Source organism: Edaphobacter sp. HDX4, assembly GCF_036877565.1.
In the GTDB taxonomy this organism is placed as follows: Bacteria; Acidobacteriota; Terriglobia; order Terriglobales; family Acidobacteriaceae; genus Edaphobacter.
The window spans coordinates 225,669-237,606 of the sequence record NZ_JAEDXW010000004.1 but is presented as its reverse complement, the minus strand read 5'-3'; the positions used below and the strand labels follow the sequence as shown (position 1 = coordinate 237,606).

10 protein-coding genes are annotated in these 11,938 nt (G+C 59.2%); 5 read left to right on the top strand and 5 right to left on the bottom strand.

The window, feature by feature from the left end; all coding sequences use genetic code 11:
- Nucleotides 1-20: 20 nt before the first annotated feature.
- The gene (locus JAO29_RS06490) at nucleotides 21-1,115 is read right to left on the bottom strand and encodes an energy transducer TonB (protein WP_334267376.1); all 1,095 of its coding nucleotides are present in this window, start codon (nucleotides 1,113-1,115) and stop codon (nucleotides 21-23) included.
- A 369-nt stretch (nucleotides 1,116-1,484) separates the two neighbouring features.
- Here JAO29_RS06490 and galE point away from each other — a divergent pair, with 369 nt between their 5' ends.
- Together galE and JAO29_RS06480 are read left to right on the top strand one after the other, a co-directional pair.
- On the top strand, nucleotides 1,485-2,453 hold the full coding sequence (gene galE / locus JAO29_RS06485; RefSeq protein WP_334267375.1) for a UDP-glucose 4-epimerase GalE: 969 nt from the start codon (nucleotides 1,485-1,487) through the stop codon (nucleotides 2,451-2,453).
- A 46-nt stretch (nucleotides 2,454-2,499) separates the two neighbouring features.
- Complete coding sequence (locus tag JAO29_RS06480) at nucleotides 2,500-3,075, top strand: DUF421 domain-containing protein (protein ID WP_442886333.1); 576 nt, start codon at nucleotides 2,500-2,502, stop codon at nucleotides 3,073-3,075.
- A gap of 72 nt (nucleotides 3,076-3,147) precedes the next feature.
- Here the strand turns inward: JAO29_RS06480 and JAO29_RS06475 are convergent, their stop codons facing one another.
- Nucleotides 3,148-3,357: a hypothetical protein gene (locus tag JAO29_RS06475; protein ID WP_334267373.1), complete on the bottom strand. Its 210-nt coding sequence runs from the start codon at nucleotides 3,355-3,357 to the stop codon at nucleotides 3,148-3,150.
- Nucleotides 3,358-3,574: 217 nt separating this feature from the next.
- On the opposite strand from JAO29_RS06475, the gene acs reads away from it, so the two are divergent.
- A complete protein-coding gene (gene acs / locus JAO29_RS06470; protein ID WP_334267372.1) occupies nucleotides 3,575-5,551 on the top strand; it encodes an acetate--CoA ligase in 1,977 nt (658 codons plus the stop codon).
- A 65-nt stretch (nucleotides 5,552-5,616) separates the two neighbouring features.
- Here the strand turns inward: acs and JAO29_RS06465 are convergent, their stop codons facing one another.
- From JAO29_RS06465 to JAO29_RS06455, 3 genes are all read right to left on the bottom strand, one after another.
- Entirely contained in the window at nucleotides 5,617-7,989 is a 2,373-nt protein-coding gene (locus tag JAO29_RS06465; RefSeq protein ID WP_334267371.1) for a PAS domain S-box protein, read from the bottom strand.
- Nucleotides 7,990-8,056: 67 nt separating this feature from the next.
- On the bottom strand, nucleotides 8,057-8,632 hold the full coding sequence (locus tag JAO29_RS06460; RefSeq protein WP_334267370.1) for a YybH family protein: 576 nt from the start codon (nucleotides 8,630-8,632) through the stop codon (nucleotides 8,057-8,059).
- A 19-nt stretch (nucleotides 8,633-8,651) separates the two neighbouring features.
- A complete protein-coding gene (locus JAO29_RS06455; RefSeq protein WP_334267369.1) occupies nucleotides 8,652-8,918 on the bottom strand; it encodes a hypothetical protein in 267 nt (88 codons plus the stop codon).
- Between the two features lie 39 nt (nucleotides 8,919-8,957).
- Here JAO29_RS06455 and JAO29_RS06450 point away from each other — a divergent pair, with 39 nt between their 5' ends.
- On the top strand, nucleotides 8,958-10,226 hold the full coding sequence (locus JAO29_RS06450; protein ID WP_334267368.1) for a dicarboxylate/amino acid:cation symporter: 1,269 nt from the start codon (nucleotides 8,958-8,960) through the stop codon (nucleotides 10,224-10,226).
- Between the two features lie 550 nt (nucleotides 10,227-10,776).
- Nucleotides 10,777-11,565: an NIPSNAP family protein gene (locus JAO29_RS06445; RefSeq protein ID WP_334267367.1), complete on the top strand. Its 789-nt coding sequence runs from the start codon at nucleotides 10,777-10,779 to the stop codon at nucleotides 11,563-11,565.
- Nucleotides 11,566-11,938: the final 373 nt, after the last annotated feature.

The window sequence follows — 11,938 nt, the reverse complement described above, 5'->3', positions numbered from 1 at the left end:
TGTAGCGCCCGATACGTATTTTATCCAGCAAGTTGGAAAGCGACGTTGACGATGCCTTCCCAGTCAACAGGGTGGCCGGAAGCATCGGTTGCAGGCTGGAACCGAGTGGCTTCGACAGCGTGGATGGCCGACTCTCCAAGGCCGTGGCCAAGATCACTGGTGACTCCCAGGACCTGGACTGTGCCGGTCGCGGAGACACGCAGACGAACGGATACTGTTCCCTCGATATGGAGCTTGATCGCCTCCTGGGTGTACTGCGGGCGAGGCTTGTAGAGAACCTTCGGAGCCCGGGAAGCAGTGGAGACAGGGGCGGTCGGCTTCGGCATCGGGGGTGGGGTCGCGTGGCCCAGATTGACAGCTTCCGCGCTTGCCGCCGTACGACCGCTGGAGTTCATTGGTCCCGTCCCTCCGGCAACACCGAGCCTGACTCCCTGTACCGGCCGAGCCCCATTGCCCGCCATTTGCTGGCTGCCGGCGTACCCTGACCCCAGGCTGACTGCGCTGGCGCGTGGTCCTGTACCGGTGTTTGAGGCGGGCATGCCCGACATTCCTCGCTGGCCCAGATCGATGGCTGCCGTGGCAGGGCGATTCGAAGGCGCAATTGGATTGTCCGGTCGGCCCAGAGCAACGGGCGTCGGGTGTGGCGAGTTATTGACGACCGAGGCTGCCTGCGGGTGGGCCAGCGATACCGGCCGGGGAGCCGCAGGAGCAGTGACCTGCTTGGGAGGCGCGGGAGGCATCACAGGAGCAGGATGCTCCATCTTTACCTGTACGGGCTTGATCGGTTCCGGCTCTTTCACCTGAGGCATCGTGATCTTCCGCGGAGCCGTCTTCACGACCGGGGGTGGGGGAAGGGGCTTCGGCGTGATCTTCGGTCTGACCGGTTCAATGGGCTTCAGGGGGAGGGAGAGGCTGATCTCTTTCAGCCGATGATTATCGACCGTCTTCTTCGCGGCTGCACCAATGATGCAAACAATGATCGCGAGAATGACATTTACAGTGATGGAGGTGAACAGTGAGCCCTTGCTCTGCTGTCCATCGTGTAAAACTCCAAAATGAGAAAACTGCACACTGGGCGGTGGAGTCAAATCGTCACTATGCAAAGGCTTAGCCATATATGAGTCCTTATTGTTGACACCCCTCCTGCAGAAGAGGTGGAACATCGGGACCAATCCGGGTAAAGATACCGGAGGACTGGTGTACCGGGGAGAATCAAACCCCAGCCCAACTGGGGTAAAGTGCCGCGAGCAACTACTGCTCGTGGCGAGAGCAAACGACAACTTATGCTGCCGCCAAAGGAGCGCATACAAGACAGACGTGAACAATTGCGTCAGGGTTGCAGCAGGCACCGTGCAATTGGGAGACCAGTCCAGTCGTTAGCCGGGGCTCTGCCAATCCGTTACTTCCAGTATAGTGCCCTACTCGTAACTGGTTGACACTTATACTTTTGTGGTATGCAGGACGATTCGATCAGGAGCCATGAAATGAACATCTTAGTGACAGGCGGAGCAGGATACATCGGGGGTACCGTGTCCCGGCTTCTGCTGGCGGGTGGGCACATAGTAACCATCTACGACAACCTGTGTCACAGCCGGAGGGAGGCGGTAGCCGCCGGGGCAAACTTCGTCGAGGGAGATCTCTCCGACCGCGGTCGTATCGAAGCCACGCTCCGGGAAGGGCGATTTGACGGTGTCATGCACTTCGCTGCCCTCATCGAGGCCGGCGAGAGCATGAAATATCCGGAGCTCTACTTTCGCAACAACACCATGGCCACCCTCACGCTGCTTGAGGCGATGCATGCCACCGGTCATGACCGCCTTGTCTTCAGCTCAACGGCCGCCTGCTACGGGGAGCCGGAGTCGACACCTATCGACGAGCGGGCCAGGCTGCAGCCCACGAACGCCTATGGGGAAAGCAAGCTGCTCGTCGAGCAGATGCTTACCTGGTTCAACCGCATCCACGGATTTCGCTACGCCAGCCTGCGCTACTTCAACGTTGCCGGGGCAATCGAAGGCTATGGAGAGGCGCATGAGCCGGAGTCTCACCTGATTCCTCTCATCCTCGATGTCGCGCTTGGCCGCCGTTCCAGCATCAAGGTCTTCGGCCAGGACTACCCCACCAAGGACGGCACCTGCGTCCGTGACTACATTCACGTCAGTGACCTTGCCGACGCCCACTTCCTCGCCCTGGCGGCCCTGGATCGCACCAGCCGCCTGATCTACAACCTGGGCAGCGGACAGGGATTCACGGTTCGCGAAGTAATCGAATCCGTTCAGCGGGTTACCGGGCGAGCTATCAAGGTTGAGGAGCACGAACGTCGTCCGGGAGATCCTGCTGTTCTCGTCGCAAGCTCCGAAAAGATCAAGGCAGAACTCGGCTGGAAGCCGAAGTACCCGGAACTGGACCAGATCGTCGCCAGCGCATGGCAGTGGCACCAGCAGCGTTACGCTTGAAGACCCGTGAGTGGCAGTAGCATGGAGGGTTGACGAGGTGTCCGCTGTGTTCCAAAACATGTTTCATCTGCCGGTGCCGCTGCTTGAGAAGGTAGTGCGACCCATCATCGTCTACCTCTGTCTCGTCATCTTCGTACGCATCTTTGGAAAGCGCGAGCTGGCGCAGCTCAACCCGTTTGATCTCATCGTTCTGCTCTGTCTCTCCAATACGGTTCAGAACGCAATCATCGGAGAGGACAACTCGGTCACAGGCGGCATCATCGGTGTCTTTTCGCTGCTCGCGATCAACTATCTCCTCTCGCGTCTTCTCTTTAGAATGCCGAAGCTGAACCAGGCTCTGGAGGGCAAAGAGACCATCCTCATCCTCCAGGGACAGGTTGACTGGGCTGCTCTGAAAAAGGAGGCTCTCACGGAGATCGAACTGAAGAGTGTTCTTCACAAGTTTGGACTCAACGATTTCTCCCAGGTCAAAAAATGTGTCCTTGAACCCAGTGGTAACTTCTATGTCGAACAGAACGATCCCCTGCGTGAAGTCCACGAACGGGGCGAGATCCTGCGACAGCTGACCGCGCTGAACGCAGAGGTAAACGATCTGAAGACGATGCTGGCCTCCAAAGGCTAGAGAGTTGTTACCGGTGCTTCCGGAAGAAGGTCTCAGGGCAAAGCCGCCGACCACTTTTACGATTGACACAAGCTAGCCGGTGGGATCGTTTCGACGCTGCTCGAGCTTCTTCAAAGCTTCGCGATAGCGTTCAGGCGGTTCCGGGAGCCTGGAATCACGGATCGCCGCACGATAGCCTCCAAGATAGATGGAATACATCACCGCAAGCGCGCATCCCACCCCGAAACCAAAGCCAAGGAAGAATCCCACGCCCGCGGACCAGAACAGAGTTGAGGAAGACATTCTGATCCTGAGTCTATCCCGCCACCTTCAGCGGTATCGCAAACCGGCATGGAAGTGTCGCAGTGGAAGGCGATATATCCTCTGCATGGATGCGCTTTTGTCTCTGTCCCGGGACATTTGTCCTAGCTGCCGGTTGCCGGTCGTATCCACCATAGCGTACCTTTTTTGTACCGAAATCAGTGGAGATAACTCGCACTGAATCAGTGGAGGATGTAGCGTGACGGCGATTGCAGAAGGAACGGCGAATCTGGATTCAAGCTTGAGGGAGAACAGGGTCTTTGAACCCTCGCCGGAGTTCCGCGCCAAGGCCCACATCTCCAGCCTCGAGCAGTACGAGCAGATGTATCGCCGCAGCATCGAAAAGCCGGAGGAGTTCTGGGCCGAGGCTGCCTCGGAGCTGGAGTGGTTCGCTCCCTGGACCAGCGTGCTGGAGCCCGGCAAAAATGGTTCTGGTCAGGGAGCCAGATGGTTTGAGGGAGGTAAGCTCAACCTTTCGCATAACTGCGTCGACCGCCACGCTCAGGGCGCACGCCGCGACAAAGTTGCCCTTCTCTGGGAAGGCGAGCCCGGCGAGGTCCGCAGACTTACCTACGGAGACCTGCACGCCGAAGTGCAGCGATTTGCCAATGTGCTTAAAGGTCTCGGCGTCCAAAAGGGCGACCGCGTAGCGATCTATATGGGGATGTGTCCGGAACTGGCGATCGCCCTGCTCGCCTGTGCCCGCATCGGCGCCGTGCACTCGGTCATCTTTGGCGGTTTTGCCGCACATGCGATCGTCGATCGAGTCAACGACTCCGCCTGTGTCGCTCTCATCACCCAGGACACCGCCTATCGCCGCGGCTCGGAGATCTACCTTAAGAAGATTGCGGACGAGGCGCTGGAACAGTGTCCTACCGTCAGGAACGTGATCGTCTATCGCCGCAGCGGAACCGCCGTCAACATGAAGGAAGGCCGCGACCTCTGGTGGGACGAGTCGATGCTGACCGCCGCGAAGGAATGTGCTCCCGAATGGATGGACTCGGAGGATCCCCTCTACCTTCTATACACCTCCGGAACGACCGGCAAGCCGAAGGGGCTGCTGCACACCACGGGCGGCTACTCGGTCCAGACCTACCTCACCTCCAAGTACATCTTCGATCTCCACGAAGACGACGTTTACTGGTGCACCGCCGATATCGGGTGGGTGACCGGCCATAGCTACGTGGTCTATGGTCCGCTGCAGAACGGTGCGACCGTGATGATGTACGAAGGCGCTCCGAACTGGCCGGAATGTGACCGCTTCTGGAAGATCGTCGATGCCCACAAGGTCTCCGTGTTCTACACCGCTCCAACTGCCATTCGCGCCTTCACTAAGTGGGGTGTGGAGCATGTACGCAAGCACTCGCTTGCCTCGTTACGGCTGCTGGGAACGGTGGGCGAGCCCATCAATCCTGAGGCGTGGATGTGGTTCCACCGCGAGGTCGGCAAAGAACGGTGCCCCATCGTCGACACCTATTGGCAGACCGAGACAGGAGCCATCATGATAGCTCCCGTCCCGGGTGCCGTCGCCACCAAGCCCGGCTCCGCAACCCGCCCCTTCTTCGGAATTGTTCCTGAAGTCGTTACAAAAGAAGGTGAGCCCGTTCCCGACGGCAAAGGCGGCCTCCTCATCTTCCGGACGCCGTGGCCATCGCTCGCCCGCACCGTCTACGGAAATCCCGAGCGATACGAGCAGGCGTACTGGGTGGAGATTCCCGGCAGTTACTTCACCGGAGACGGTGCGCGCCGTGACGCCGACGGCTACTACTGGCTGATGGGACGCGTCGACGACGTGCTCAATATCAGCGGACACCGCCTTGGAACGATGGAGATCGAGTCAGCTCTGGTCGCACACTCCAAGGTCGCTGAAGCCGCGGTGGTTGGCCGTCCCGACGATCTCAAGGGCCAGGCGATCTGCGCCTTCGTCACTCTGGAGGAGGGACACGTCGCCTCTGACGAACTCAAGCAGGAGATCCGCCAGTGGGTCGCGAAGGAGATTGGAGCTCTCGCCCGTCCCGACGACGTCCACTTTACGGAGGCTCTCCCCAAGACCCGCAGCGGAAAGATCATGCGGCGACTGCTTCGTGAATTCGCCACCAACGGTGAGGTCAAGGGAGATACCACCACGCTTGAAGACTTCAGCGTTATCGCAAAGCTTCGCGACAACGAGGAGTAGCCTTACACGCCGTTCTCGCACACAACCTGCAAAAAGATGAGACCTGCACCGCAGCCTCCGGGAGATTACCGGAGGTTCATGCGCGGCCTGGTCGGCAGCGTGAAGTAGACGCTGGTTCCCAGGCCTGCTGTGCTGGTAGCCCAGATCCGTCCACCGTGCAGGTCGATAATCCTGTGGCAGATGGTCAGGCCCAGCCCCGTTCCCCCCAGCGCGCGCGAGTCCGAGGCATCTTCCTGCTGGAAGCGATCGAAGATTCGCTCAAGCTTGTCCGGAGCGATTCCGCGTCCGTGATCCCTCACCTCGAACAGAGCCTCCTGATCGTCAACAGGCCGGACCGAAATATAGACTTCGGCATCTGAAGAAGAAAACTTAAAGGCATTCGACAGAAGGTTGTTCAGTACCTGCAGGATGCGTTCGGAGTCTGCCCACACGCTCACCTCCGTGGGTCTCAGCCGAATCCGCTGACTCGATCCAGGATTCTGGGCTTCGCAGACGTTCACCGTGCCATGGAGCAGTTCACGCGCGCGAACCATCGTCAGGTGAAGCTCATTCTTTCCGCTTGAGATTCTTTCGAGATCCACAATGTCGTTGACCAGCCTCACCAGCCGGTCCGCATTGTTGATCGCAATATCCAGCATCTGCTGCGACTTCTCCGGCCGCCGAAGCAGCGCGCCTCCGCTGAGAAGTCCCAACGCTCCACGGAGAGACGTCAGAGGCGTGCGCAGCTCGTGGGAGACGGTCGAAATAAACTCATCCTTCATCTGATCCAGTGCGCGGCGTTCCGAGGTATCCGTAAACGCGACCACCACGCCCAGGGCGCGGAGGCTTCCACTATCACTGGCATTCGCATCGATCAGCGGCCGGGCAACATACTCGACAGGGAAGCTCGTTCCGTCCTTCCTCCAGAAGAGCTCGTCCCGCACCCGGGTCGTCCCGAAGCTGGTAAGACTCTTGCAGATCGGAGATTCGCTCATCGGATAGGGACTGCTATCGCCCCTTGTGTGCTGAATCAGGGAGTGCATAACGCGACCCAGCATCTCTTCCTGCTTGTAGCCCAGCATCTGCGCCGCTGCTGCATTTACAACGGTGGCCCTGCCTTCGCGATCGATGCAGAAGATTCCATCACCGACCGACTCCAGAATCGAGTTCGACTGCCGCGTCAGCGTACGCAGCTTCCTCTCGGCCTTGACCTGTTCGGTGATGTCTACGCCGAATCCGAGAACATACGGACTCTTATCCCCGTCCGCAATCAGCTTGTTCCTGTAGGCCACCACCCGCACATCCCCATTGATGTGCTCCAGGTGCAGCATGCCCTGCGCCTTTCCGGTCTTGACCACAGAGTCGAGGTACTCCTCGATCGTGCTTCGCCGTTTCAGCGGAACGAAGGACGCAAGCGGAGACCCCACCATCTCCTCCACCCTGCGGCCCACCGTGGCCGCGCCATGGGTGTTCAGAGACAGCAGGCGGCCGTCCAGGTCGTGTGTGAATACGATTCCCAGCGAGCCCTCTACAAGCTGCCGGTACTTGTCCTCCGGCTCCTTCGTCGTGAGGTCCGAACCCGTTGCCACGATGAACATGACCTGCCCGTCGATATCGCGAAGTTCAGTCGCAGACCACCCAATGCGCCGTTTGCTGCCGTCGCGATGTACCCAGCGGTTTTCGAAGGCCGCCGGAAAGCTTCCGTCTCGAAGCTTTTCGAACCAGTCCTTTGCAGCGGCGACCTCGTCCTGTGGAACCAGTTGATCCCAGATATATCCCCCCGCAAGACTCGTCGATTTATATCCGGTCGCGTCCTCGCAGGCTTTGTTGAACCGAACGATGCGTCCTTCCGAATCAAAGACCGCCACCAGGGTGTCGACAGTCTCGAGAACCGCCGAGAGCAGCCTGTTCTGCTGCGTCAGCGACACCAGTTCGACTTCCTGCGCACGAGACAATTCGTCGAGCTGCTGCAGGCGCTCCTTCCACTCGAGCTTCGCCACCATCTGGCGTGCCAGGGTGCGTAGGCCTCGCGCCTGTGCCTCTGTCAGCTGGCGCGAAGCCTGATCCAGCACCGCCAGCACTCCAAAGCTGGCGCCGGAAGCGGTGGTCAGCGGCGTGGCTGCGTAGAAGCAGAAAGACTGTCCCTCGATTGTGAAGCCGTCGGGCGCAAACTCCGGCTCAAGCCGCGCATCGGAGATCTCAAAGACCGCATCCCGCTCCATAGCGGCATCCCAGGGGAGAGTTTCTGGCGCGAGACGCGTCTCCGCTATCCCTGCTGCGGCCTTGACGTGCACACTCCCGGCATCCAGATCCCAGACCATCGCGACGGAGACATCGCAGATCTGTTTCGCCAGCAACGCAAGCTCGTCAAGCGCCCGATCATCCTGCGGATTTGGCCTGTTTTTCTGCTCCAGGCCCTGACTCCGCGGAGCTTCGTCTTTGACCAAAAGAGCACTCATAACTTGCAGCTCGATCCTAGGTCAGCATGTCGGGGAGGGGGTATCCAACTTTAGGTGTAGCGCATTGTTACGGTTTTGGCAATGCACAACATTCGCCTGCCGCCGCAGGACCATCTGCGCTGGCGTCCATGGCGACCTTCCAGTTGCCGTCCGGCATCTTCTTCCAGACTGTCATATAGCGGCCCTCGATCACGATCGGCTGGCCGTTCTTGTCCTTCGAGTGGCCTTCGTAGTGACCCCAGGTGAAGCCCATATCGTTCGACGGACCCATCTGTCCTCCCTCGGGAACCCACATCAGTTGGTACACCTTCGGGTCCCACTGTGCCTGTGCCGCGATCGCCGTACGCCCCGCTGTGGCTGGCCTTCCGTTGTTCAGCACTACGGCATCGTCGGCAAACCACTGTGCAAACGCCTTGCCTCCGCCTTCTGCAACGGATTTGGCGAATCTCCCCTCCAGCTCCATCAGAAGAATCACTCCCGGCGAAAGGGTAGGTTGCGTCAGAGGACTGATCGTCGGGCTCTTCTGGCTCAGGCCATCCAGCGAAGGGGAGGAAGACACAGGAATCTGGGCAGCGAGAGTGCCGGAAGCTGCTATCCAAAGCAAAGCGGCCGCCAGAGAGAGATATCGATTGTTCTTTTGCATGTCAGACCTCGGTACGGTCTCATCGTGCGAAGACCGCGTATTTCCAATCCTCGTCGCACGCGGAAGGAGTCCGCGCAGCGCATATCCAGCCGCCCCGCATCTCCAGCGGAGGACCAAAGGCTTTTATACCAATAAACGCTGCCCGGAGCTCTCCCGTCCACTCCGCCGCCTCCGCTTCGTCCCTGCTGGTATCCTGCGCGGAGTGCGAACGCATTCCATCGAACGAGCTCTTGTTGCGCTTGCAGCGCTTCTGCTTAGCGCGGGCGTCCTCGCCGTTACCCTCCATGCTCCACATCTTCCGGCGCTTGTTCTTCGCTGGTTGGCCATGCTCCTTCTCATCGTCTTTGCGATGCGAAGGCGTACTCTCACCCCCTGGATCTTCGTCGCCATGGTCGTCGGTGCGGAACTGGGATTCGACGCTCCCCATTTTGCTGCTTCGCTTCGGGTCTTCAGCGACATCTTCCTTCGTCTCATCAAGACCATCGTCGCCCCACTCATCTTCGCGACTCTCGTTACCGGAATCGCAGGTCACGGCGACATCAAGGCCGTCGGTCGTATCGGAATTCGCAGCCTCATCTACTTCGAAGTCGTCACCACACTCGCGCTGGTCGTCGGTCTCGTAGCAATCAACCTCAGCCAGGCAGGTCGCGGCCTCTCCGTGCCCCCAGCCGGCATGGCTCAGGAGATCACCCAGACGGCGCCGCCCGCCACCCACTGGCAGGACTTCCTCCTCCATGTCTTCCCCGAGAACATCGCCAAATCCGTCGCGGAAGGCCAGATCCTTCAAGTCGCTGTCTTTGCCGTCTTCTTCGGAATCGCGCTCGCCGGTCTCAGCCCACAGCGGCGCTCCATCGTGCTCCAGGTCTGCGAGGGACTCAGTGAGGTCATGTTTCGCTTCACCAACGTCGTCATGTACTTCGCCCCCATCGGGGTTGGGGCCGCGATGGCCTATACGGTCGGCCATATGGGAGTAGGCGTGCTCCTGAACCTCGGGAAGCTCCTGCTCACGCTCTATGGCGCTCTCCTCGCCTTCGCTGCCCTCGTCCTTCTTCCCATCGCTCTGTTCTTCCGTGTCCCCGTCCGGAGCTTCCTCCGGGCCGTCGCTCAACCTGCGACCATCGCCTTCGCGACCTCCACCAGCGAAGCCGCACTCCCGCGCGCCATGGAAGAGATGGAGGCACTCGGCGTACCCCGCCGTATCGTCTCCTTTGTCATTCCCGCCGGATACAGCTTCAACCTCGATGGCTCCACGCTCTACCTTGCCGCGGCGAGTATCTTCGTCGCCCAGGCCGCAGGAATGCACCTCTCCGTTGGCCAGCAGATCGCCATGATGCTGACGCTCATGCTCACCAGCAAGGGAGTCGCCGGTGTCCCACGCGCTACTCTTGTCGTTCTTCTTGCAACCGCCGCCACCTTTGGCCTGCCCACCGAACCGATCTTCGTGCTGCTGGGGGTGGATGCTCTTGCCGATATGGCCCGCACCACGGTAAACGTCGTTGGAAACTGCCTCGCCTCCGTAGTCATCGCCAGGTGGGAGGGCGAGTTCGGCACTCAACTCCCCAGCGACGCCGCACTCGAAGCAGCCTCGGAGTAGACGGCGCCTCAGTGCGGCGAAGCACAGACGGTTGACCCCTTGCGAACACAGGCCGTGGAAGGTAATAGTCCCTCCCAGGGAGTCATCGTGAGAGTGTCAGCCGGGAAAGTGTCATCCTAAGCAGGATTCAGCCAAGCATGAGTTTCCTCCTCAGTAAGGATGTCCCCTGAGCACAAAGGTCCTCCATGCAACAGTTCACCTCAACTAAAGGTGTCATCCCGAGCGGAGCCTCTCGTGGCCTTATCACGAGAGGCGCAGTCGAAGGATATGCGGTTGGCGCTATGCGCTCGCAAACTACCGACATTCCCCCCAACGTATGCAGATCTCTACATCCGGAACTCCCTACTCTCCCCAAAAAATCATCATCGCCGCTAAATCTTCTCTTCGAGCGAATCTCCGCAACTCACCCCTCGCCCATGCCAACCCACCACCTCACCCACGCCGCTCTAATCCCCAAGTCGCTTTCGAAGATGCCAGCGCACCCTCGCATCGGTTAGACTGTCAGACCTGAGCAGAAAACAGACATCTCTCGTCTTAGGAGAATCGATTCGTGCGTAGAAGAAGTTTCCTCAAGGCTGCCGTGGCCACCTCGGCCGCTGCGTTCACCCAGGGTGCCGTAGCGCAATCTGCCGCCCCCTCCGGCGGTTCTCGCGAGTACTACCAGCTCCGGAAATACACGTTGCGCAGCGGCCCACAGGGGAAGCTGTCCGACCAGTTTTTCGGCGAGGCACTCATTCCTGCACTCAACCGGCTCGGTCTCTCTGCCATCGGAGCCTTCAAGGTTGAGTTTGGACCCCAGACTCCCACAACCTATCTCCTCATTCCAGGGACCAATCTCGAGACCCTCGTCGATGTCGACCTCCTCCTTGCCAAGGACGCAGCCTTCCTCAAGGCAGGAGAGGCCTTCTGGAGTGCCCCGGCTAAAGAGCCACCCTTCGAGCGAATCGAGAGCACCCTGCTGAAGTCGTTCGAGGGATATCCCAAACTCACTCCACCGGCAAAAGGGAAGCGCATCTTCCAGCTCCGCACCTATGAGAGCCCCACCCCGGCTGACCATATCCGCAAGGTAGAGATGTTCCACGGTGGCGAGTTCGAAATCTTCCGTAAGTCGGGCTGCGGAAACGTCTTCTTCTCAGACGCCATGATCGGCCCCAATCTGCCGAAGCTGACCTACATGCTCAGCTTCCCGGACATCGACGCACTCAACGCGGGCTGGGATAAGTTCCGTACGGACCCCGACTGGAAAAAGCTGTCCGCCGATCAGCGCTATAGCTTCGAGCCCATCGTGAGCAACGTAGACAGTCTCATCCTCAACCCCGCTCCATACTCCCAGATCTGAGCCTTCTAAAGTGTTGTCAAGAGATATAGGTACTTAAACCATTTGCATTTAGCGGTTACCCGATGCCGGAAAGTTGCGTCCCGACTGCTACTCTTAACCAAGAGTTTCAAATTGAGGTCCGGCTTTATGCCGGACCTCAATTTTTCTGGGCAGCAAAGGCACTGTCACATAAGTCCCCTGCTATCAATAATTTAGCTTGAAGGTCCAAGGCTAAATCATTTGTTCTGAAGATTTTGCGCAAATTCGGTATACCCACCGCTACGGGAAACTCCAGAACCCACCTCTCGAGGAGAGGTCGTTATACTTAGAAACTGTCGAAACGAGAGGCCGAAGAGTCTCATGGAAAGAAGTTGCGTCAAATTCAGAAGTAGGC